Genomic DNA, 24,528 nt, shown 5'->3' with positions numbered 1-24,528 from the left:
TGAGGTGTACAAAATGGCCCAGCGATATGTGGTTGTTGATCTTGAAACAACCGGTAATTCCCCCAAAAAAGGAGACCGAATCATCCAGTTTGCTGGAGTTGTTATTGAAGATGGATTAATTACTGAACAATTCTCTACATATATCAATCCGGGGAGACCAATATCAATATTTATAGAAGAACTTACTGGAATTAATGATTCCATGGTTAAGGATTCTCCTACTTTTGATCAAGTCGCCCCACAAATTATAAGCTTGTTGCATGACGCTTGTTTTGTTGCCCATAATGTTTTATTTGACTTGTCCTTTTTACAGGATGAATTAATAAGATGTGGGTTTGATGGATTTTATGGGTCAACGATTGATACAGTTGAACTTGCACGTATAATGAGACCTACCGCTGATAGTTATAAGCTTTCTTCACTTGCTGAAAAAGAAGGCTTTAATCACGATCGTCCTCATCAAGCCGATAGTGATGCCCTAGTTACCGCGCAATTGTTCATAAAACTATATGATGACTTGAAAGTTCTTCCTTTAGTCACATTGAAACATATGCTGCGATTATCCTATTCTTTAAAAAGTGAAATATCAGAGCTGCTTACTACTATTGTCAAGGTAAGAATGACTCATAAGGTTCTTCATCATGATGATATATCAGTTTTTAGGGGAATAGCACTTAAAGACTGGAAAGAGAACGAATTACAAATAGGAAATATTCCTGATTATCCGTCTGAAAATGAACTAAAAATGGAGTATTTCAAGAAAGCTTTCTATAAAGCGGAGGAAAGACAAGATCAGTTAAAAATGATGGATCTAGTCTATAAGTGCATGACAGAGCAAAAATCTGCGCTTATTGAAGCGGGCACAGGGCTTGGGAAAACGCTAGGATATCTTCTTCCTGCTGCATTCTTTTCAAGAAAGTACAATCAACCTGTCATAATTAGTACAAACACCCTTCAACTTCAAGGTCAATTGTGGTCAATAGAGCTTCCAAAATTGGAATCCATGGTACCATTCCCTTTAAAATCTTCCATTCTAAAAGGAAAAAACAATTACCTTAGCCTCCCGAAATTTGAGCGTGCATTAAAAAGTAAAGATAATCATTATGATACTGCTTTGGCTAAATTACAGATTCTTGTTTGGCTAACGATTACGGAAACTGGAGACAAGGATGAGTTGAATTTTTCAAGTGGTGGAGAATTGTTTTGGGAAAAATTACAATACGATAACTATATTATACCTGCATTTGAAGCCCCTTGGAAGCCAGTAGACTTTTATAGTAGGGCAAAACATAAAGCACAAATATCTGATTTAATATTTACGAATCATTCGTTTCTTATGGCAGACTTACTTTCAACAGAAGAATCTGTTATACGGGATGGGATAATGATAATTGACGAAGCCCATCAACTTGAAAACGCTGCTTCTAGATTTTTAGGTGAAAACATCGATTATGACTACATGAAAATGATGCTCAATAAATGGGGTACTTTTGATCAACGTCAATTATTTTATAAAGGAATGGAAATATGTAAGTCTTTTGACCCTTCCACTAATCTAAGGTCAACAGGCAGCGATTCATTTGTCCAAGATATCCAATTTGAGATGGACGAGTTATTTTATATGGTTTCTAATCGGACCCGACAAAAATTAGGAAGTAAGGGGTTCACGAAAGAAAACATTCTTTTGAAAAGTCTTTGGGAATCGGAAAGAACGAAGGAATCATTTGTTGCAGCTGCAGAAAGATTATCTTCAAATATTAAGAAGTTAGTACATGAGATGCAGAAAATGATTGATTTGATTTGTGTGAATGAAAAAGATTTAAACAAAAACATTATGTACTATATAAGTGAAGCCAATTTATTAGTACAATATTTCACCCATTTATCAAGTCGGTTAATACAATTTGCAAAGGAATCAGAAAAAGATTATATCATTTGGGTTGAATTTAATAAGAACAGTCCTCATCATGGAATCAGGTTTTTTTCTCAACCAATTTACGGTGGTAAAAATCTATGGCATAGGTTTTTCTCGAATCAAAAATGTAATATTTTAACCTCTTCTACGTTAACAACTGGCGGTTCTTTCCAGTTTATTAAAAATCAACTTGGATTGTCTGATATACCATTAAAGACGGCAATTTTCCCATCACCCTTTGCGTATAAGGAAAAAGTGAAACTGCTGATTCCGGTAGAAATATCAGATATTAATTCTGTATCAAATGATGAATATGTAAATCAAACAGTTAATCATATTTCCTTAGCTTCTTTTGCTGCAAAGGGGAGAACGTTAGTATTGTTTAATTCGTACGATATGCTTCGTAAAGCATACGTAGAGTTGAAAAGTGATCCAGATTTATCTGATTTTAATATCTTCGCACAAGGAATTACTGGGGGAAGCCGTACAAGAATCATCCGTAACTTTCAAAGTATGGACAAAGCGATATTGTTAGGTACGGCTAGCTTTTGGGAAGGTGTGGATATACCTGGAGAAAAGTTATCGAGTGTGATTATGGTTAGGTTGCCGTTCTCATCGCCAACTGAGCCCATTACAGAAGCACGTAGTAATGATTTAAAGGATGCGGGGAAAAATCCTTTTTCATCTTATTCCTTACCAGAGGCAATCCTACGTTTTAAGCAAGGTTTTGGAAGACTCATCCGTACTGAAAAGGATAAGGGGCTTCTGATTGTATTAGATAGAAGAATCATTACGACTGAATACGGTAAATCCTTTATTAAATCTATACCAAAAGTTGATATCCAAGAGGTAAAAAAAGATGAAATGGTAGAAATTATCAATAATTGGCTCTTTTAAAGAATGTAAAAGGCTGTTTTCGTAAAGTTTGCTGTTTTTTTAGTGTTATTTAACTTTAACTTTCTGAGTTGAATGTAGTGCCTAAATCTGTAATCAACGGACAAACTTTACCACACCTTTCAAGAAAAAAAGCAGCTCAAGAGCTGCCAACAGTGTGTGTGGATTAGAAATAATAATTAGTGGTATGCAAAAAAAGTCTACATGCAAGGTTGAAAAGTTGGGTAAACATTATCCTATCGCTTTTCAACCTGTTATAATGATGTGAGAAAGAATCATTGTACAAATAGTATGAGTCATACAAAGGTTGTCTATGATTAACAATTTCTTCTGCCCACAGGAGGTCAATATGGAAAGCAAAATTGAAGTGATTTCAACAGTGAAGATTCAAAATACTCCTGATTTGTACAAGGTTGTTGATGCTTTGAATCGTACCTTGAAGGACCGGGATTTAATGTTTGGCCTAGCACTGGATCAAAAGGATAAAGAAAAAGCAATTTTTACGATCTACCGTACATAGAAAGTGTGAATAAAAGTGAAAAAATGGTTGGTTTTTATCGGGATTGCTGTTTTCTTAATAGTTGCATTAATAATAAACAGTTATATCCAAGGAATTAATGTAAAGAAGGAACATTACAACTATGCTGTTTCTATTGCTAAAAAAGATGGAAAGCTCGTGGAAATAAACCAGTTTCATCTTTATAATGGTATGGAAACATATTATGTGGTGCAAGGGATAGATGAAAATGGTAAGGGGAAAACAGTATGGATTCCCGAAAACAAGAAAAAAGAAATAACCATTCTTTATAATTCCAATGGCAAATCAAAGGAAGATATCGTAAAAATAGTTAATAAAGAGCTCAATCCATACGAAATCATTGCTATAAAGCCTGGGATGGAAAAGGATACTCCTCTTTGGGAGGTAACCTTTAAAGATGAAAAAGGTCGCTTTAGTTATTATTACTTTGATTTTCGGACTGGTGAATGGTTAAAATTTTATCGAAGCATATAGGATTAGGGGGATCATTTCATGAAACTTTCACAAAGAGTGGCTGCATTGACACCATCTACTACTCTGGCCATTACAGCTAAAGCAAAAGAGTTAAAGACACAAGGATTCGATGTAATTGGATTGGGAGCAGGGGAGCCTGATTTTAATACCCCGCAACATATAATTGACGCTGCATTTAAGTCTATGAATGAAGGCCAAACGAAATATACGCCTTCAGCAGGATTGCCGCAGTTAAAACAAGCGATTGTGAATAAATTAAAAAAGGATCAAGGGTTGGATTATAAACCATCTCAAGTAACAATTGGTTCTGGAGCTAAGCATTCTCTATATACTTTATTCCAAGCTATTCTGGATGAAGGCGATGAAGTGCTCGTTCCAATTCCATATTGGGTTAGTTATCCTGAACAAGTAAAGCTTGCTGACGGAATTCCAGTCTATATTGAGGGTAAGGAAGAAAACCAATTTAAAATTACTCCGCAACAAATAGAAGAATCCGTTACAGACCGTACAAAGGCAATTATCATTAACTCACCAAGTAACCCTACTGGGATGCTTTATTCAGAATCAGAACTAGCTGAAATTGGTGAGGTCTGTATTAAACATGACCTATTGATTGTATCAGACGAAATATATGAAAAACTAATTTATGGTGATAACAAGCACGTGTCAATTGCTCAGCTTTCTGAGGAACTGAAACAACGTACTATCATCATCAACGGAGTTTCTAAATCGCATTCCATGACGGGTTGGAGGATTGGTTATGCGGTTGGTAACCAAGAGATAATAGACGCGATGACGAATCTTGCGAGCCACAGTACTTCTAATCCTACAACTACCGCTCAATTTGGTGCGATTGCTGCCTATGAAGGACCACAAGATGCGGTTGAGGAAATGAGAAGCGCATTTGAAGAACGATTGAATATTATCTTTGACAAACTAGTAGCAATCCCTGGTATTACATGTTTAAAGCCACAAGGTGCATTTTACCTATTTCCAAACGCTAAAGAAGCCGCAAAATTAACTGGTTTTGAAAACGTAGATGATTTTTCAACTGCATTACTAGAGAAAGCGATGGTTGCCGTAATACCTGGGTCAGGATTTGGTTCACCAGATAATATCCGACTTTCTTATGCAACATCAATGGATGCTTTAGAAAAAGCAGTGGAACGAATCCATAATTTTGTTGTGACAAATTCTGTTTATAAATAATGTAATGTTAGTAGCTAAAACTGAGGATGACTCATTAGGTTCTAACCCTATAGAAATTTTAAAAGGAGTAAACGGCGTTACTCAATTTAATGTTTTGGCTGTTTTCATAAAGTTTGTAGCTTTATTAGTTTAATTTAACTTTAACGTTCTGAATTGATTGTAGCGGAGGGCACTTGTCTCCTCGAAAATGCAATCGCATTTTCTTCGTGCGGTGTTTTTTCAAAGCAGATTATTCAATGTCCTATGGGAAAAAGAGGGAAGTGGGAGACCCCACAGGCGTAAACGCCGAGGAGGCTCCAACCCTCCCCGCGGAAAGGAAGTGCCTCTCGCTGCAATAGACCGGACAAACTTTATGTCTTACTAAGTTTTGAGTCGCCTGTGTCTACTCATTGCTTGTATTAAAAGGTGAAGGTATAATAGTAACGATTATAGTAAATGATTTGGTTATTTTTTGGAGGGAACGTAGCATTGAAAACAACAATTTCACAAGTACATAAATTTATCGATCAGCAAGTCACAATTGGCTGCTGGATTGCTAATAAACGTTCAAGCGGTAAAATTGCCTTTTTACAGCTCCGTGATGGGACGGGCTTCATTCAAGGTGTAGTCGTTAAGGCAGAGGTACCAGAAGAAGTTTTCGCTGTATCAAAGTCTGTTACTCAAGAATCTTCTGTTTACGTAACTGGTACAGTTAGTAAAGACGAACGTTCACCGTTTGGATATGAACTGCAAGTATCGAATGTTGAAGTTATTCATGAATCGGTAGATTATCCAATTACTCCAAAAGAACATGGTACGGAATTCTTGATGGATCATCGTCATTTGTGGCTTCGATCTAAGCGTCAACATGCGGTAATGAAAATTCGTAACGAAGTAATTCGTGCAACATATGAGTTCTTTAATAATGAAGGTTTCGTGAAAGTAGACCCACCTATTTTGACAGGTAGCGCTCCAGAGGGAACCTCTGAACTGTTTGCAACGAAATACTTCGATGAAGATGCTTATTTATCGCAAAGTGGACAACTATATATGGAAGCAGCAGCTATGGCATTAGGTAAAGTATTCTCTTTCGGTCCAACATTTCGTGCTGAAAAATCAAAAACACGTCGCCATCTAATTGAATTCTGGATGATCGAGCCAGAAATGGCATTTTATCAGTTCGAAGATAATCTAGTAGTTCAAGAACAATATGTATCGTACATTGTTCAATCTGTATTGAACAATTGCAAACTTGAACTTCATACTTTAGGACGTGATGTGTCCAAACTTGAAAACATCAAAGCTCCATTCCCACGAATTTCGTATGATGATGCCATTAAATTCCTAAATGAAAAAGGCTTTAATGACATTGAATGGGGAGATGATTTTGGAGCTCCGCATGAAACGGCAATTGCAGAAGCCTATGATAAACCAGTGTTTATCACACATTACCCTAAGAGCTTAAAGCCTTTCTACATGCAGCCTGCACCAGATCGTGATGATGTTGTCCTTTGTGCGGATATGATCGCTCCTGAAGGCTATGGTGAAATCATTGGGGGATCAGAACGTATCCACGATGCTGAATTGCTAAAAGAGAACCTAGAAAAGCATAACTTAGGTATGGATGCTTATAAATGGTATCTTGAATTACGTCAATACGGTTCAGTTCCTCATTCAGGTTTTGGTTTAGGGTTAGAAAGAACTGTAGCTTGGATAAGTGGTGTGGAACACGTTAGAGAAACGATTCCGTTCCCTCGCTTATTGAACCGTCTATATCCATAATATGAATAAATAGAAAAAAGAGCTGACCTTTGACAGCTCTTTTTTCCTTCTTATCATTCAACTAGACTTATTGAAGTTTGAGAGGAACTGACGCATTGCCTTTCTTATTCATGTAAGTTTTTGTCAATTGCTTTATCCCTCATATTTTCATGATATACTAGGATGAAAGAGGTGTCTGTTAATGTCCTATGATGATTTATTAGCTTGGAACCAAGAAGGTAATTTTACAATTCCTTCTTTTCTTTTGACTCATTATGCAAAAATGGGATTGAATGAAAAGGAAATGCTCCTATTATTACACTTACAATATTTCCACGATCAAGGGAATGATTTCCCCACTCCAGATGAAATTGCCGAACGAATGTCGGTTTCTTCTTTCGATTGCTTGAATATTTTAAGAAGGCTGGTCCAACAAGGTTTTGTTGATATACTAGAGGAAATGTCAGACGCATCCATTCTAGGTGAAAAATATTCATTATTGCCTTTGCAAGAAAAAATGATGCAGTTTTTCTTATTAGAACGAAATAAATTAAAGAATGTATCAAGGTTACAATCGGAAGAAAGTTTATATACCATTTTTGAAAAAGAATTTGGCCGGGCACTGTCTCCATTTGAATGTGAAAGTTTAAGCATGTGGATGGATGAGCATGAAAATCACAGTGTCATCAAATCCGCATTAAGAGAAGCTGTCATTTCAGGTAAATTAAATTTCCGCTATATCGATAGAATTTTATTCGAATGGAAGAGGAATGGAATTAAAACTGAAGAACAAGCTGTAGAGTATTCACAAAAATTTAGAACTTATCAAAAAAGAGAAAAGAAAGATGAACAAACCCAGCACGTTCCATTTTATAATTGGCTCGAAAAGTAGGTGGAGAATGTAAGATGCTAAATAAATCTCAAGTCAGAATATGCTTGGATACAATAGCTGAAATGTTTCCGGAAGCCCATTGCGAATTGAATCATTCCAATCCTTTTGAACTTGTAATCGCAGTGGCTTTGTCAGCTCAATGTACGGATGTATTAGTGAATAAGGTTACCAAGAATCTATTTGAAAAATACAAAACTCCAGAAGATTACTTAGCAGTCTCATTAGAAGAATTGCAAAATGACATTCGTTCTATTGGACTGTATAGAAATAAAGCTAAAAACATACAAAAACTTTGTCAAATGGTCATCCACGAATATGGGGGACAAGTCCCACAAGATCGGGATGAGCTGACGAAATTACCGGGTGTAGGACGAAAAACAGCTAACGTAGTGGTTTCAGTTGCTTTTGGTGTGCCTGCAATAGCTGTTGACACCCATGTTGAAAGGGTATCAAAGCGATTAGGTATTTGTCGTTGGAAGGATAGTGTTTTAGAAGTCGAAAAAACATTAATGAAAAAAATACCAATGGAAGAATGGTCCGTTAGTCACCACAGAATGATTTTTTTCGGACGTTATCATTGTAAGGCGCAAAACCCACAATGTGAAACCTGTCCTTTAATAGATTTATGCCGCGAAGGTAAAAAAAGAATTAAAGGCAAGGTGGAGCATGGAGCAATTAAAGGTTAATTTAAGAGATGAACACGATTTATTTCACCCCTTTTTCTGGGGAGAAGAAACAGAAGTATGGGTTAATGATATTGAAAAAGAGGATATGGTTGTACCATATGATCCATCTAGTTTTCTTTATGAAATGTTTCACTACTTAGGTGTAGAAGAAGCGTTTAAACCATGGGAATCCAAGAAATCGATTGAAATAATCTTACAGCAATGGCCATCATACCAAACGAGTTTGAAAGTGTCGTTCCAAACCCGTGATTTTCAAAATCTCTTACCTTTAATGAAGAAGGGAATTTCGTGTTGTTTTTCAATTCTTTTTTGGCAAAATAATCAACCTGTTAATCTGAAAAATTGGGAACACAAGACTACATTACTTTATTATAAACCGATTAATTTTATCGAAAGAATGGGTTTCATCCTGTCACGTCCAAAATTATTTCATTCATTTATTCAATTATCCCAATTAATGGAAGAACTAACAAAAACATATCACAAAAGTTTAATACTTAAAAATAGAAAAAACGTCTAAGCCAAGCGGCTTAGACGTTTTATTATTTTATTTTATCTTATATCAGTACTTGATATGGTAGCATTTCAGTTTGTAGTACCATCGGGAAGGATGCTGACACCATCGTCGTCGCCATCTTGCCCATTATTTCCGCCGTTCCCATTCCCATTCCCATTACCATTTCCAGTGCCATTACCGTTACCAGGAGGTGTAGTACCAGGTAGAGTGCCAGGGAATTCACCAGTAGTTCCATCACCATCTTCACCTTGACCTTCACCTTCACCATCTGGCTGTCCCTCCTCCACCTGATCTTCAGCCTCAGTCATTGGATCCGGAATGGTAATTGTTGTTGAAGCAGGTTCACTCTTTTGGTCACCTAAAATTGCTGTAACCTTGAAGGTATAAGTTCCTCCTCCGATAGGATTCAATAGCATTAGAGCCATGTCCTCCGTTAATGAAAGTACCTTTTCTGGGCCTTCATCTAGACTGACCTTTACTTCAAAAGTTGGCTTTGTTAGATTGGATTCATCTTCACCGCCAGTTTTTTGTGGATATTTCCATTCCAACATGATTTCATTTGTATCTTCCTTATAGGATGCTTTTAAATCCTTTGGTGAATCCAATTTATCAAAGGTTTCTGATACCTTGGTAGGTTCAGTTCCTTTTACGAAATACTCATTTACAATCATTTCATCAGGAGTATATTTGCTAGGAAGTTTTGGTGGATTGCTTCCTTTTTCCACACTCACTTTTTTAACAGAAGAAGGTTTTTTGAAGTCCTTCGTTTCAACGTCTTCTGAAAGGTGAGACATGACATTCTTAAACATTTTTTTCGCAAGCTGTTGTGAATCATTCCCTAGATATTCTTTTTGATTAGAATATCCATTCCATACTGCAATTGTATAGTTTGTAGTATAGCCTGCAAACCATGCATCTTTAGCAGCTCCGCTAGGAATGTCCCATTTTTCCTTCTCATCGGAGGAATAGTTTGTTGTCCCAGTTTTGCCGGCAAGTGGCAGACCAGAAATATTTGCTGCGCGACCTGAACCGTACTTAACAACTGATTTAAGCATATCAGTGACCATGAAAGCAGTATAATCCTTCATGACTACCTCTTGCTTTGGTTTAGTGGTAATTTCTGTGTCTTTATCTTTAAAAACAATTTTACGAACGGCATGTGGCTTCGTATAGATACCGTTATTACCGAAAGCACTATAAGCACCGGCAAGCTGCATAGGGGAGATCAAGTCTCCGCCACCAATCGCATTAGATTCATACATATCCTCTTTCAAGGGTAGCCCTAATTTTACCCCGAAATTCCTTGCTTTGTCCTTACCAACTGCTTGCATAGCTTTTAATGCAGGAATATTGAGGGACTTAGCTAAAGCATCACGGGCTGATACTTGACCTAGATGTTTTTTATTATAGTTATTGATCTTTGTACCATCAGAATATGTGTATGGCTCATCGACAATTTGTTCGTAAGTTGACCATTTCAAGTATTCAATGGCAGGTCCGTAGTCCAAAATTGGCTTAATAGTGGAACCAGGCTGTCTTTTAAGGTCTGTGGCATAGTTGAAACCACGTTTGACCTTTTGATTACGGCCACCACCGATAGCAAGAATTTCACCAGTTTTTGTATCTAAAACTGTTAGCCCTGCCTGAAAGTCTTCACTAGGATAGTTAATGATATCATCAGAATTCAACATGTTATAGACATATTCTTGTGCATTTGTATCAAGAGTGGTATGAATTTCTAACCCATCAGTAAAGATATTTAAGTCTTTTCCAATATCTTCTACTTCATCAATGATTTGATCGATAAATGCATCATAAGGAGCTGTATCTTTTTCACCCTTATCTTCTTTAACCAGTGCAGTATCGATTTTAGTACTTTGTGCTTTTTCCATTTGTTCCTTACTGATGAATCCATGTTTATTCATAAGCATTAACACAATATCACGACGTTTTTTTCCGCGTTCTGGGTTATCGAATGGACTATAATTGTTTGGGCTTTGCGGAAGTCCGGCTAATAATGCTGCTTCCTCTAAAGTAAGATCTTTTAGTTCTTTGCCGAAATACATTTTAGAAGCGGTTGCGACTCCATAAGCACCTTCACCGAAATAAATCTTATTGACATACATTTCAAAAATTTCTTCTTTTGTATATTTTTGTTCGATCTGGAATGATAGCCAAAGCTCTTGAGCTTTCCTCTTTAGTGTTTTATCCGGTGTTAGGAATGAACGTTTGACTAACTGTTGAGTGATAGTACTCGCACCTTGTGAACCAAAACCTTGTGTCACATTTGCGATGACTGCACTTCCTAGACGTAATATATCTACGCCATGATGTTTATAGAAACGAACGTCTTCAGTAGCTAGGAATGCTTCTTCAACAGTCTTTGGAATTTCATCAAATGGTACGTATTCACGATTTTCTTTTCCTAGCTCAAATACAACCTTATTGTTCCGATCTAGAACCTTTGTTGAAAGTGGGTCTTTTAAAGCTGCTTCATTCACTTTAGGTGCATCGCTAACGAAGAAGGCAAAGGTTCCAACCCCAATCACCATTCCAACAATAGCTAATGCAATTAAGCTTAAAAATATCTTTTTAATGAGTCCTGTTTGTTGTTTTTTCTTTACTTTTTTACCTTGTGCCTGTTTGCGTTTTTCTTCTCTTGTTTTATATTGTTCAGACATTTAAAGGTTACCTACCTTTCTTATTGCACGATAAACTTATCCATGATCGTCCATCAATCGATCGACCGCGGAAAGATAATGAATTCGAGGCTGAAATCCAATCGATATGGGAATACAAGTGTGGATTATTTCTTCTTTTGTTATAGATTTTCTCCCACCGGACTTCATCCGATTCCAAAATTGGATTAAATCGGTTGCCTTCATAAGGTATATTTCTGCATCTACAGAAAAACATAGAATAATAAAAGATATTCCATTTTGCTTAACGACTTGTTCCATATGGGTGATTTGATGCTCATGGAAATTCTTCAAAGGGAATGATGTTCGGTTTTGTGTTTCTTTTGCTTCAAAGTCTAAATATTTCCCTTTATAAACACCATTGTAATCCGTAGTGGATGCCTGCTTGAAATAGGCTTCCTTAATGACGGCAGCACTCCTTTTAGGATAATGAACATCGACAATCTGTATGGGTGTCGGTTTTTTATGAATGACTGCAATCCCGTTTGCCAAGTAATAGGCATTGCTTACATTAATATCTTCTTCTAAAGTCATTCCTCTGTTAGAATAACTTCCTTTTTTAATGGAAGAAGGACCCTTGTTAGAAGTAGATGGTGGAGTCACAAACTTCTTACCATTCGGATAGTGTATAGCCAACTTATTCCCTCCTTGACCACTAATCTATGATAACAGAAAAGAAAAGGAAATGTAGAATAAAACGATACATATCATTGAATCCTAAATAGGAAAAGGCCTTATTGCATATTTAATCCCTAATATTTAGAAGGTGAAGTTGTGTTTGATCTTGGATCCTTACAGGTAGTCAATAATGAAAAGTCACTCATAAATACGATAAAAAAAATTACTTCAAAATGGAATAGAGATAATATATCAAGAACAAAGGCATATGCAAACTATTTTAATTTTCATCCTGAAGTAAAGTGGTCTTTTTTGGCGAGTATGGTTTCCAGGAATGCAGGCTACAACATGTGTGATCTTGAAGGAGAATGGTTTCCCAAAGTTCTTCCTATTGACTTTCGACATACACTTTTTATGACATACGAAAGAGCAAACTGGCTGATATTTCAGGATGCGTACCCACAGTTGTTGCTCTATCATTATTCGACGAAACTTAATATGCCAATGTTTCACCTTGGCGTGTATTTCAATAATTCAGAATTCATCATGAGTGAATGGAGGAGGTTTTGGGGATTAAGAGACGAAAAACGATTATTGGTTTCTCTGATAATTAATGAACAAAATATCATTCAAGAACCAGTAATTGAACATAGCAGCCTAAAAAAGAAAGTATTTCGTTCTTTCGTTTTTGGATTGCAGGACTACTTTCATTTTAGCACAGTCATTTTTCCGACTTTAAATGGGGATTTATATGGTGCTAGTGTATCGAAGTTTAGAAAAATTGACAGTCGGATCGAGTTAGGGAAAAGGCTGGGGTCGATATTATTTAATCAAGAACTGTTTCCCCTATTTTTAAAGTTTTCTATTCATACTGAACATACAGGTTCAAGATTGGATTATGAACAATACTTCCCATACAAGAAAAGGAGGAATACTCCATTTCTTCGAACCACCTATCCAATTATTACTCATCATAATAATCATCCCAATCAATGGGATAAGGGGAAAAAAATAAAAAAAATGTGGCACGAATCACCAACTTTTGAGGAAACCATTTTATTGAATGATTGGTATAAAAAGAAACAACTTCAACTTCAGGCTTTAATGTCTATCGAAAGCCTATTTAAAAAAGGAGACTGATATTTATCAGTCTCAAGGCATCAAGTATTTATGTAGAAGGTCGATTAGGGCCTGTTAATTTTGGATTCCCATAAGCAGCTTTTGTTTCCGCTTCGTTCTTCTTACCTTGTTTGGTTTTATCACCTTGGTTTTTTGCCATTTTCCCTCACCTCCTTTTCCTATTATTGTTTCAAGTGCAGAGTATTGTATGCGCATTTAATCAAAGTATTAGCTTTTGGAATTTGAACTGGCGCTTCCGCTTTTCGAGTTGTCGAATTATTTGCGAAAAATGACATCTAGCCACTTTCTTTGGCGATTTACTTCTAGTTTTGTCAGTGTGGAAGGTGATAGAAAAATCAGGAAGAAATATTATATACAATGATATTGAGGAGGAATATTTATGGATAACAAAAGAATCGGGAAACAAGAAATCATAAACATGTTAGAGGGAATCGCATTGCAGCTTGACGCTTTGGAAGTTGCAATCTCAGATGGTGTTAAAAATGAACAATCTCGATATATCGATCAACAACAATCAATGATCATGAAGTTAGAATATAACCTTCAAGCTTCAGAGAGAAGATTTAGAATTAATGAGCAACAACAACCTAACCAAAGGAAGAGAAGCAAAAATCATTCAATTCCAATCCAGCCGAAGCTTGGATACTAGTTTATTTACAGCTATTAACAGATTCTTTATACTAGTTTCATACACTAAGAAGGGAATGTTGATGGCTGGTGACATATACATCTTTACATGAGAAAACAATAGAACTACTCAAATATGCACATCAAAGCATGAATAGATATGAATCAGTACGAAATAATTTAGAAATCGAATATGACTTTTACTCTGATATTAAACCTTTTTGTGATAGGGTGTACCATCTAGCAAAAGAATGGGAAGAGCTTTCTCAAGATTGGATCCAAAAGGAACAACCAAGATACACAAATATGAATGGAATCATTCAAACGATAGATAATTTAAATAATGTGGCAGTGAGTTCATTTGATAGGAAAACAAGTTATAAACGATTTATCGATCATTATCAATCCGTTACATTCCATTTAAATAAGGTCGCAAATTCCACACGTATGTGATTTTCATACGAAAAGGAAATAGGTGATTCTAACAGAATAAAGGTTTCTTGAAGAGTGAATGGAAAGACATTCACTTTTTTTATTTGCCCACATATAGTAATATCATCTATTTCTATGAAAGAAAGAAGGGAAAATGATGTTTCAGAACCTTCCTTGGCAGGTGCAAGGTCAAAGAAACCTTCCCTATTCTTATGCACCTCAGGAATACTCTGGTTTCACTTTGAACCATGCTATGATGATGCAATCGAATATGGAGTCAAATAGTCATTATCCAACTAATCCAATGTATCAACAGCATGGAGTTATCGGGTTTGATCATTTTCAAAATGGATTTCCTCTTGAAAGTGCAGGGTTTATGGGAAACGCTTATCCAGGACATTATCCTAATGCAATTCAGCCTTTTTCACCACAAGGCGGTCAACAAGCACTGCCACCTCAACAAGCACTAGCAGCCCAACAAGCACTTGCAACTCAACAAGCACTAGCAGCTCAACAAGCACTGCCAGGCCAACAAGCACTAGCAGCCCAACAAGCACTAGCAGCTCAACAAGGACTGCCAGGCCAACAAGCACTACCAGCTCAACAAGTACTGCCAGGCCAACCACATTTCGGTGTGAATATGCCTAATCAATATATTCATCAACCATTTGCTCCTTCACCACAAATGGGTTACGTTCCTAAACAAACACAAAGCCTTTTTGCAAATCCACTGCAACAGCAGCCTGATCCAATAAATAATCCAGGGATGCAGTATCCTAATCCTTATCCGAAAAAAAGTTTTATGCAAAAACAACAACCATCAGGTATTTCATCTATTATGAATCAATTCAAAACTCAGGACGGTTCAATTGATATTAATAAAATGATGAGCACAGCAGGGCAAATGATGGGAACGGTTAACCAAGTACAAGGTATGTTTAAAGGACTTGGAAGCTTCTTTAAAACCACCTCCGTTTAAAGAAAAGGCTGTATTTTAACATAGATGGCTGTTTTAGACATTTAAAAGTTTGTCCGTTGATTTGCGCTCCAGGCACTTGCTTTTAAGCGGGGAGGGATGGGAGCCTCCTCGGCTTTACCGCCTGTGGGGTCTCCCAATTCCCTCTTTTTCCCGCAGGACATTGAATAAGCTTGCTCGAATGAACACCGCATAGGAAATGCGAATGCATTTTCGAGGATTCAAGTGCCCTCCGCTACAATCAACTCAGATATATAAAGTTAAATTCACTTAAAATGCAACAAACCTTAAGAAAACAGCCAATAAAAATAGGATGTCTAGGATGACCTTTAGCAGAGTCATTACAGACATCCTATTTGGTTTTATCAAATGTAACTCGGAAATCATGAGTAATTCTACAATTTACAACTTAGTTTTATAAATCAATTACAGTGCCTCTTTGTTTAGGTATAGATATTTTTAGAATGCCATCTTCATGATTTGCTGTTATTTTGCTAGCTACAATTGGTTTAGGGAAGGAGATGGCTCTTGAAAGTGTTTGAGAAGAAGATTTACTAAATAAAGTTCCTTTATCTACATTTTTTTCTTGAATTAATTCTTTCTGATTTACAGTTATAGATAAGGATTGATTAAAGCACTCAATCTCAATTTGATTTTTTTTCACACCAGGTAATTCTACAGATATTACATAATCATTTTGATTTTCTTCAAGTTTAATGGCGAGCCCTCTTGACAAGGAAGCATTGGTAAAGAATGAATCCATTGATTGTAAAATTCCATTGATTGGTTTTTCTCCAAAAAGATCGTCTATAGTATTCATCCACTCCGAAAAAATGTCTTTCTTCTCTCGTTTTACAATACCCTTTTGTTCATCGTTTTTTTGCGTCATTCTAGTAACTCCTTTCTGAAAAATAGGCAAATGCCTGAAAAGGTCTAATAAAATTGTATGCATAATTGAGAGTGATGGTTACATTCAATACTTCATCTTTATGTGGGAGCAGAATTTATTTACATTTATGGACGATTCGTGAACTTTCAAAAAATGTGAGGAACATCACATAAATCTTCGAGAGTATCTTGTAAGCTGAACTTATCAAAGGAAAGCGAGGGGATTGTATGTTTTGTCATCAATGTGAACAAACGCCAACAGGGGGCTGTAAAGTTATTGGGGTTTGTGGTAAAGATGAGACCATTGCCAGTTTGCAGGATACGATGATTTTTGCATTAAAGGGAATAGCAGCTTATAGAAATCATGCATCACAATTAGGTTATACCGACCATTTTGTAGATAAAGTCACTCATGAAGCATTATATATGACATTGACTAACTCGAATTTTAATGTTCAAGAGCATATTGATATGGCTATGAAAGTCGGTACATCTGCATTACGGGTGATGGAGTTGCTTGATCATGCCCATACAGAACGTCTTGGTGTACCTGAACCAATTCGTGTATCGCAAAACAAAATTGAAGGGAAATGCATTGTGGTTACTGGACACAATCTCTTTGCCTTAGAGCAATTGTTGAAGCAAACAGAAGGAAAAGGTATAAACATTTATACTCATTCTGAGATGTTACCAGCTCACGGATACCCTGCCTTGAAAAAATATCCTCATTTAAAAGGAAATATCGGTAAAGCTTGGTTTGATCAACGTCGCCTTTTTGAAAAGTTTCCAGGCGCTATCTTGGCAACGACTAATTGTGTCATGCCTATCAAGGGAACTTACAGTGATCGATTCTTCACATATGAGGTAGCGGGTCTAGAAGGCGTTGCTAAAATCGAAAATGATGATTTCTCTCCATTAATTACTAAAGCATTGGATCTTCCTGAAGCAATGATAGAGTCTGATGAGACTTTACTAACTGGGTTTCACCATAATACTGTATTAGGGATTGCCCCTGAAGTCATAGATGCAGTAAAGGCAGGTAAAATTAAGCGCTTCTTCGTGATTGCTGGTTGTGATGCACCTGGGAAAGGCGGGGAGTATTATCGGGAATTAGCAACAAGTTTGCCTCCAGAGGCAGTCATTTTGACAACATCATGCGGTAAATATCGATTCAACGATGTAGAATATGGGGTTGTCCCAGGCACGAATATCTCAAGATATATTGACCTCGGTCAATGTAACAATTCAATTTCAACAATTAAAATAGCAGCCGCACTAGCAGATGCGTTTGGTTGCACAGTCAATGAATTGCCAGTGAGCATCGTTCTTTCTTGGTTTGAACAAAAGGCTGTAGCTATTTTATTGGGATTATTCAGCTTAGGGATCCAGGATATTCGAATTGGGCCAAAACCACCTGAATTTATTTCTGAAGGTGTATTAAATGTATTACAGGAGAATTTCAACCTCAAGCTGATTGGTAACGCTCACGAAGATATGGAAGCAATGTTATCTTTATGATAGGCTGTTTTACAATTAATGTGAAAAGAGCCTATTGATATTAAGGTAAACACTGAGACTCTAAAAAGAGTCTCTCAGACTGTAGACAAACACGAAGATTTTCGAGTTTGTCTACAGTCTTTTTTCTTTTCCAATGAAAGAAGTTGCTAAGAACTAGAGAAGTTGATTGCAGCGAAGGGCGAACGCTTTCCGCGGGCGTGGCTTGAGCCTCCTCCTTCGCTACGCTCGTGCGGGGTCTCAAGTTTCACGCTTTTCCCGCAGGAGTCGTCGCCCTCCGCTCCAATCAACGATGATCGTACATAATTTTGAGGTAAAACACGATCAAGACTAAAAATCATTCATACCAAAGCACGTAAAAATTATGAGCGTCGTTATCAAGACTCCGATGTATTCGAACAAATTTTCTACCATATTTTAAAATAGATTATGGATCATAGGCTTCTACATTCAGATCATATGATTCCAAACACGTCAAAGGCGAGCGCGCATAAACAAAAATTTGATTAGAAAATCGTTTGAAGAGAAACACGAGCGTATGAAAATAAGCTTCAAATAGAACTGAATTTGGTTGGAGAAGAACATGGGAAAAAGCCTTAAGTTGATTTTTCAAGGACACGGTTTGATTGGAGCGGAAGGCGCTTGACTCCTGGGGGATTAGCGTTACAGACGAGACCCCGCAGGAGCAGTAGCGACGAGGAGGCTCGGCGAACGTCCCCCGGAAAGCAAGCGCCTGGAGCGGAAATCAACCTTTTCTTCTACAATACATATATCAAAAATGACAAATGGTATCGAGAAAGCGTACCCTCGATACCATTTGTCGACAATCTGTGAGACTCTATTAAGAGTCTCTTTTTTCTTTTAAAGCCATGATTAATCCCATTGTTGCTTTGGTATTAGTTGATTGGAGTGGAAGCCAATATTTTCAAAGAATGAATGACATTTATCCAGAAATTCCAGTAATTCCTCTTTTTATCCGAACGTTCATTCGCTACAATAGGAGTAATGAGGTGAGACGAAATGAGAGTAAAAAAAGACTTGTCACAGATGATAGAGAATCTTAAATCACACCCTGATTTTAAAGAGTCTATTGTCCATTGGCACACGATGGAAGAGAAAGCTGCACGTACTGAGCCTTTTCCTGAATGGATGCACTACAAACTAAAGGATGCCCTTAGCAAAAGAGGGATTAATGAGTTATATACGCATCAAGCTTCTGCATTTAATACGGCCAATGTCGGGAAAAGTATCGTAGCTGTTACACCCACGGCTTCAGGAAAGACTCTTTGCTACAATCTACCTGTTCTTCAAAGCATATTAAATGATACACGTTCAAGGGCGCTTTACATCTTTCCTACGAAAGCCTTGAGTTATGACCAAAAAAGTGAATTGCATGAAATGATAGATGGGATGGAAGCTGAGATTAATAGTTATACATATGATGGGGATACCCCCTCTAACATTAGGCAAAAAATTCGCAAAGCAGGCCATATTGTCATAACAAATCCAGACATGCTTCACTCAGGAATATTGCCACACCATACTAAATGGGTTTCGCTTTTTGAAAATCTGAAATATGTGGTGATCGATGAACTGCATATATACCGGGGTGTTTTTGGTAGCCATACAGCAAATGTGATTCGACGTTTAAAGCGTATTTGCAAATTTTATGGTAGTAATCCAGTTTTTATTTGTACATCCGCTACTATAGCTAACCCTAAAGAACTGGCAGAGCAAATTACTGAAACTGAAGTAACTCTCATTGATAATAATGGTGCTCCAAGAGGAAAAAAACACTTTGTATTTTATAACCCTCCAGTCGTAAACAAACCATTGAATATTCGAAGAAGCGCAGTTTTGGAAGCAAAGACTCTGGCTATGGAATTCTTAAGAAATAGGATTCAGACGATTATTTTTGCTAGAAGTCGGGTTCGGGTTGAAATTCTTTTGACTTATCTACAAGGTTTGGTTGCAAATGAACTTGGGCCAAAGTCAATTAGGGGTTATAGAGGCGGCTACCTACCTAAACAACGGAGGGAGATTGAAAAAGGTTTACGTGAAGGAAGCATATACGGAGTTGTAAGTACGAATGCTCTTGAATTAGGGGTAGATATTGGACAATTGCAGGTTTGTATTATGACAGGTTACCCTGGATCCATAGCTAGTGCCTGGCAACAAGCAGGACGGGCTGGAAGAAGACATGGTGAAGCTCTAATCGTCTTAGTCGGTAGCTCCAATGCTTTAGACCAATATATCATCCAAAACCCTGACTATTTCTTCAAAAGTAATCCAGAATCGGCACGGATCAATCCTGATAATCTTGTTATACTCGTAGATCATATCAAATGTGCGGCATATGAACTTCCTTTTGGGCAAGATGAATACTTTGGTGGGATGGATATTGAAGACATCCTTGAGTTTTTAGTTGAAGAAAGAGTGCTCCTTCAGAACGGTAATAAATGGTATTGGATGAATGATGCATTTCCCGCACACAATGTGAGTCTTCGTTCTGCTTCACAGGAAAACGTCGTTATCATTGATCAAACCGAAGCACCCAAAAACAAGGTGATTGGAGAAATGGATCGATTTAGTGCCATGACTTTGCTTCATGATGAAGCGATTTATTTACATCAAGGGACTCAATTTCAAGTAGAATACTTGGATTGGGATGAAAAAAAAGCATATGTCCGCGAAGTGAATGTGGACTATTATACAGATGCCAACCTAGCTGTTTCCTTGTCCGTCTTGGAAATTGACAAAGAAAAAGAAGTGAACCAATCGCTTATTTCCTATGGCGATGTTTCAGTGAGAGCCATGGCTACAATTTTTAAAAAAATCAAGTTTGAAACTCATGAAAATATTGGTTCTGGACCGATTACTTTGCCAGAAGAAGAACTGCATACATCCTCAACCATCTTTTCCTTAATGTCAATACCAAAATGGGAAGATTCTAGATTAGAGGAAGGCTTAATAGGTACTTCGAATGCATTGAACTATATCATAGCTTTGTCGGTAATGTGTGACCCTCATGATATTCACGTTTATCCACAGGTAAAAGCCTCTCATAACGAATTACCTTCCATTTTCGTCTATGATCGTTATCCTGGTGGGATCGGCTTAAGTGAAAAGGTATTCGAAAACAATGAGGAAATTTTACAAAAAACACTTAATTTGATTAAGTACTGCCCTTGTGAATCTGGCTGTCCTTCTTGTATTGGTACGGATAGTAGTGCGGCAACAACTAAGAAAGATAGTATCAGATTGTTACAATCATTCCTATTATCTGAAGACAGAAAATCATTAGACCTATCTAAATTAAAATACTAGATAGAAGGGACGTGGACTCATTGTCTTTAAAGAATAAATTAAATCGAATGAAAGCGCATCTTTCGGTTAATGCCGATAATTCTTCTATATCAAAGGTAGCTGACATCGCCATGGATTTTACTTATAACAGTCCAGTTGAAATCCCTTTTCTGTCAAAATGGAAGGAAAATCATACTTCAGTTTATTGGAATGACGATCAGTACTGTTTAATAAGGGAAAAACGATATCCAATTACCTACAAACATGGTCTGTATTCATTTGAAGAATTGGAAAAGGTAGTAACCAAATGGAATGACAACAAACTGCAACATCCTTTATCCACTAATGGTATAAATCACAGTCAATTGTTTTTTTTTTGATACCGAAACCACAGGCCTTGGAGGCGGTGCTGGCACATCAATATTTTTATTAGGCTATGCATTTATTAAGAATGGAGAAGTCGTAGTCAAACAACATATACTTCCTAAGCCAGGGAATGAAGTGGCCTTTTACACAAGCTTCCTGGAAAGTGTGGATTATCATAGCTTAGTAACGTACAACGGAAAAGCTTTTGATTGGCCACAAGTCAAGACACAGCATACTTTAATAAAAGAACATGTACCTAAACTACCGGCATTCGGTCATTTTGATTTATACCATGCTTCTAGAAGGTTTTGGAAAGGTAAGCTGGAGAAAGTCAAGTTAGCGAGTGTTGAGAAAGAATTACTTCAAATTGAAAGGGTAGATGATTTGCCTGGCTATTTGGCCCCTTTAATTTATTTCGATTTCATTGATAGGCAAGACCCTGAAGGACTTTTTGGGATTCTGAAGCATAATGAGTGGGATGTTCTATCCCTTATTACTTTATATATACATTTGTCTCAATTAATTTTAGAGCACGACAAAAAGGGTAATCGAGACGAAGCCTTAGAAATAGCTAATTGGCTCTCTTATGTTGGGGAAAGTAATGCAGCAAAAATTGCATATGAAACAATGATTGAACATGATCATGAAAAAACGACATCAGCAAAATTCTCATTGTCCATGTACAATAAAAAAATGGGTAAAATGGATAAAGCCATATCGCTTTGGAAAGAGATCGTTGAAACTAGCTTTGACCAAGAAAAGATTCAATCGTTAATAGAATTGGCGAAATGGTACGAACATAAGGAGAAAAATATAGGTAAAGCTGAACATTATACAATGGAAGCTGTAAACATAGTAAGAAATACTAAGGTTTTTCCGGAAAGCAAGCGGATGAAATATTTGAATGAATTAACAATCCGTTTAGGAAGATTAAATAAAAAAAAGTAGCTAAATGTTGGGAAAAACACAGGACCTTTCGCTTATTTTTGTAGATTTCATTTTTTTTCTTAAATAATTATTGTCGATGTATGCCGGAGTATGTAAAATGAGGAATTGTGTGATGTTTCTTTAATTTTACCAACTATCAGAAAGTTTATCTGTCACTGAACTACATTTAGTTGCTTATTCATGAGTCGAATGTAGGAAGATAGTAAAATTTTTGCAAAGCAAGGTTCCGGAGTAGGTTCTTACCAAGTTTCTAATCTGGCTTAGCGGTAAATCATTTAAGAAACATGGAATTTACTAAAAGCGGGGTCTTTTTATTATGTATAAAACAATTATGTTTTTATTTTTTGTCGTTCTTTGTTTAACTGTTGTATTATTCTCTACGATGAAAGAAAGTTTCTATACTTTTTTATTATAAATTGGGTCATATATCCAGTACGGTTGGGTTGTCCAACTCATAGTCTGATAATGTAAGACAAATCAAACTATGAAGAAAGGGGAAACTCTAATGGAAAATATGTATAAGCCAAAAGGAGTTCCAACGAATGTAGGTGGTATGATGGGTGGAAATTGTCCAAAGGCAATGCCTATGCCATATCCAACTCAAGTAAGTCCTGCAGGAATGGGACCTATGCCTGGTCAAGTAAGCCCTGCTGGGATGGGACCTTATCCAACTCAAGTTAGTCCTGCTGGGATGGGACCTGGACCTTATCCGAGTCAAGTAAGCCCTGCTGGAATAGGACCTGTTCCAACTCAAGTTTTACCAACTGTAGTCCATCCGACTCAAAATGTGGTACAACAGAATGTCGTTAAAAACATTGTTCCTCACGTACACCCAACACATACAACAACCGTTAATAACACTATATATCAACACCAACATTATTTCCCGCAGACACAATCAGTTGTGAATCAATGCTTTAGTCAACATTTGAAATGTCCTGGTTTGCCACCTCAGGTATCACCACTGGGTCCATGCCCACCACCATGTCCACCACCATGTCCACCAAGGCCAGGGTTCGGGTTCTGGCGTTAATAAATTATACAGGGGCTGATTTTTTAGCCCTTGTTTTATTTACATATGGTATGATTTGGAGAAGATGTGTGTCCCAGGAACAATTAGGGGGCCTCTATTTTTGATAAAAGTTCTTTATTTAACGGGTTACAAAGCATTTGAATTGGGTATTTTTAAAAACAATCATGAAGGTGTACACTATATAAAAAAAGCGATCCGTCATACTTTAATAGCTTTAATCGAAGACGGACTGGAATGGGTATTAGTCAGTGGTCAACTTGGAGTTGAACTTTGGGCAGCTGAGGAAGTTTTAGCCTTAAGGAAGCAGTACCCCCAGCTCCAATTAGCAGTGTTGACTCCACACTTCCATCAAGAAGAAAAATGGAATGAACAAAATAAAGAATATTACCATTCAATCCTTAACAAAGCTAATTTTGTCGATTCAATATCAAAAAAACCATACGAAAATCCTATGCAGTTGCGGATGAAAAATCATTTTTTATTGAATAAAAGTGATGCGTTGCTGATTGTGTATGATGACGAAAGACCCGGATCTCCCCGTTATACGTATGATGATGCAAAAAAACATAATGAGAAAAAGGATTACCCAATTTACCAAATCACTTTTTATGATTTACAACAGCAAGCTGAATCATTTGATACCCATTATGACTAGGTACTTAAGTAGCGGAATTTAAAAGTTATGATTTACGTATAAAGATAAATTGACAAAAACCCATGATTTTGAAAAAATAAAACTTAAAGTTGATAAATGGCGAAAGTTCGAGGTGTGCTAAATGCTATCCGATAAAGTAAAATTAACTGCTAAAGATATTCTTGAAAAAGAATTCAAAACCGCAATGCGGGGGTATAAACAAGAAGATGTGGATCAATTCCTTGATTTGATTATTAAAGACTATGAGCTTTTCCATCAGGAAATTGAAGATTTAAGACAAGAAAATATGAGATTGAAAAGGTTATCTGAAGAAACTACAAGAAGATCAAGTGTCCAACAACCATCTGCAGCTCCTGGTACAACTAACTTTGATATACTAAAACGATTATCCAATCTAGAAAAACATGTTTTTGGAAGTAAATTGTACGAGTGATCGATTTGTATAGATTTTCCATTGCTA

The 24,528-nt window shown here is 36.8% G+C and carries 22 protein-coding genes and 1 pseudogene; 20 read left to right on the top strand and 3 right to left on the bottom strand.

The genetic code is table 11. The features are described 5' to 3' along the window. Positions 1-13: 13 nt before the first annotated feature. The 8 genes from dinG to G3O09_RS07945 all read left to right on the top strand — a co-directional run bounded on the left by dinG (position 14) and on the right by G3O09_RS07945 (position 8,868). A complete protein-coding gene (dinG, locus tag G3O09_RS07980; RefSeq protein ID WP_163100968.1) occupies positions 14-2,812 on the top strand; it encodes an ATP-dependent DNA helicase DinG in 2,799 nt (932 codons plus the stop codon). A gap of 346 nt (positions 2,813-3,158) precedes the next feature. Next, the gene (locus G3O09_RS07975) at positions 3,159-3,329 is read left to right on the top strand and encodes a YpmA family protein (protein WP_163100967.1); all 171 of its coding nucleotides are present in this window, start codon (positions 3,159-3,161) and stop codon (positions 3,327-3,329) included. A 15-nt stretch (positions 3,330-3,344) separates the two neighbouring features. Continuing rightward, complete coding sequence (locus G3O09_RS07970; RefSeq protein WP_163100966.1) at positions 3,345-3,821, top strand: cell wall elongation regulator TseB-like domain-containing protein; 477 nt, start codon at positions 3,345-3,347, stop codon at positions 3,819-3,821. Positions 3,822-3,839: 18 nt separating this feature from the next. Further along, positions 3,840-5,030, top strand: a complete 1,191-nt coding sequence (locus tag G3O09_RS07965) for a pyridoxal phosphate-dependent aminotransferase (protein ID WP_163100965.1) — start codon at positions 3,840-3,842, stop codon at positions 5,028-5,030. Positions 5,031-5,498: 468 nt separating this feature from the next. Next, complete coding sequence (gene asnS, locus G3O09_RS07960) at positions 5,499-6,791, top strand: asparagine--tRNA ligase (RefSeq protein WP_163100964.1); 1,293 nt, start codon at positions 5,499-5,501, stop codon at positions 6,789-6,791. Positions 6,792-6,972: 181 nt separating this feature from the next. Further along, complete coding sequence (locus tag G3O09_RS07955; RefSeq protein WP_163100963.1) at positions 6,973-7,662, top strand: DnaD domain-containing protein; 690 nt, start codon at positions 6,973-6,975, stop codon at positions 7,660-7,662. 14 nt (positions 7,663-7,676) lie between these two features. Then, positions 7,677-8,348 (top strand): endonuclease III, encoded by a 672-nt coding sequence (nth, locus tag G3O09_RS07950; RefSeq protein WP_163100962.1) that lies wholly within the window; start codon positions 7,677-7,679, stop codon positions 8,346-8,348. Next, positions 8,329-8,868: a YpoC family protein gene (locus tag G3O09_RS07945; protein ID WP_163100961.1), complete on the top strand. Its 540-nt coding sequence runs from the start codon at positions 8,329-8,331 to the stop codon at positions 8,866-8,868. The genes nth and G3O09_RS07945 overlap by 20 nt, the downstream gene beginning before the upstream one ends. A gap of 65 nt (positions 8,869-8,933) precedes the next feature. Here the strand turns inward: G3O09_RS07945 and G3O09_RS07940 are convergent, their stop codons facing one another. Further along, positions 8,934-11,546, bottom strand: coding sequence for a transglycosylase domain-containing protein (locus G3O09_RS07940; RefSeq protein ID WP_163100960.1), 2,613 nt, complete (start codon positions 11,544-11,546; stop codon positions 8,934-8,936). Positions 11,547-11,582: 36 nt separating this feature from the next. Beyond that, positions 11,583-12,200, bottom strand: a complete 618-nt coding sequence (gene recU, locus G3O09_RS07935; RefSeq protein WP_163100959.1) for a Holliday junction resolvase RecU — start codon at positions 12,198-12,200, stop codon at positions 11,583-11,585. 138 nt (positions 12,201-12,338) lie between these two features. Here recU and G3O09_RS07930 point away from each other — a divergent pair, with 138 nt between their 5' ends. The 4 genes from G3O09_RS07930 to G3O09_RS22180 all read left to right on the top strand — a co-directional run bounded on the left by G3O09_RS07930 (position 12,339) and on the right by G3O09_RS22180 (position 15,360). After that, a complete protein-coding gene (locus G3O09_RS07930; protein ID WP_163100958.1) occupies positions 12,339-13,322 on the top strand; it encodes a DUF2515 family protein in 984 nt (327 codons plus the stop codon). A 379-nt stretch (positions 13,323-13,701) separates the two neighbouring features. Continuing rightward, entirely contained in the window at positions 13,702-13,971 is a 270-nt protein-coding gene (locus G3O09_RS07925) for a hypothetical protein (protein WP_163100957.1), read from the top strand. A gap of 68 nt (positions 13,972-14,039) precedes the next feature. Further along, positions 14,040-14,402 carry a DUF1798 family protein gene (locus G3O09_RS07920; protein WP_163100956.1) on the top strand — a complete coding sequence of 121 codons (363 nt, stop codon included), beginning with the start codon at positions 14,040-14,042 and terminating at the stop codon, positions 14,400-14,402. A 136-nt stretch (positions 14,403-14,538) separates the two neighbouring features. Continuing rightward, positions 14,539-15,360 carry a YppG family protein gene (locus G3O09_RS22180; RefSeq protein ID WP_240338378.1) on the top strand — a complete coding sequence of 274 codons (822 nt, stop codon included), beginning with the start codon at positions 14,539-14,541 and terminating at the stop codon, positions 15,358-15,360. 412 nt (positions 15,361-15,772) lie between these two features. Here the strand turns inward: G3O09_RS22180 and G3O09_RS07910 are convergent, their stop codons facing one another. Beyond that, the gene (locus tag G3O09_RS07910; RefSeq protein WP_163100955.1) at positions 15,773-16,246 is read right to left on the bottom strand and encodes an Hsp20/alpha crystallin family protein; all 474 of its coding nucleotides are present in this window, start codon (positions 16,244-16,246) and stop codon (positions 15,773-15,775) included. A gap of 227 nt (positions 16,247-16,473) precedes the next feature. Between G3O09_RS07910 and hcp the strand changes: the two genes are divergently transcribed. From hcp to gpsB, 8 genes and pseudogenes are all read left to right on the top strand, one after another. Next, entirely contained in the window at positions 16,474-17,763 is a 1,290-nt protein-coding gene (hcp, locus tag G3O09_RS07905; protein ID WP_163100954.1) for a hydroxylamine reductase, read from the top strand. A gap of 354 nt (positions 17,764-18,117) precedes the next feature. Next, positions 18,118-18,357: pseudogene (locus G3O09_RS22470) on the top strand (IS5/IS1182 family transposase); the annotation flags it as partial. Positions 18,358-18,780: 423 nt separating this feature from the next. Next, positions 18,781-21,087 (top strand): DEAD/DEAH box helicase, encoded by a 2,307-nt coding sequence (locus G3O09_RS07900; protein WP_163100953.1) that lies wholly within the window; start codon positions 18,781-18,783, stop codon positions 21,085-21,087. A gap of 20 nt (positions 21,088-21,107) precedes the next feature. Next, on the top strand, positions 21,108-21,446 hold the full coding sequence (locus G3O09_RS22465; protein ID WP_240338377.1) for a hypothetical protein: 339 nt from the start codon (positions 21,108-21,110) through the stop codon (positions 21,444-21,446). Continuing rightward, a complete protein-coding gene (locus G3O09_RS07895; RefSeq protein ID WP_338048407.1) occupies positions 21,421-22,380 on the top strand; it encodes a ribonuclease H-like domain-containing protein in 960 nt (319 codons plus the stop codon). Before G3O09_RS22465 ends, G3O09_RS07895 begins: the two co-directional genes overlap by 26 nt. A gap of 505 nt (positions 22,381-22,885) precedes the next feature. Beyond that, entirely contained in the window at positions 22,886-23,413 is a 528-nt protein-coding gene (locus tag G3O09_RS22745) for a CotD family spore coat protein (protein WP_275898306.1), read from the top strand. 103 nt (positions 23,414-23,516) lie between these two features. Beyond that, positions 23,517-24,068 (top strand): SLOG family protein, encoded by a 552-nt coding sequence (locus G3O09_RS07885; RefSeq protein WP_163101113.1) that lies wholly within the window; start codon positions 23,517-23,519, stop codon positions 24,066-24,068. 121 nt (positions 24,069-24,189) lie between these two features. Next, the gene (gpsB, locus tag G3O09_RS07880; protein WP_163100952.1) at positions 24,190-24,501 is read left to right on the top strand and encodes a cell division regulator GpsB; all 312 of its coding nucleotides are present in this window, start codon (positions 24,190-24,192) and stop codon (positions 24,499-24,501) included. Positions 24,502-24,528: the final 27 nt, after the last annotated feature.

Source organism: Peribacillus alkalitolerans (genome assembly GCF_010882125.1).
GTDB lineage: Bacteria > Bacillota > Bacilli > Bacillales > DSM-1321 > Bacillus_BN > Bacillus_BN alkalitolerans.
This window is presented reverse-complemented; position numbering and strand designations above follow the sequence as displayed.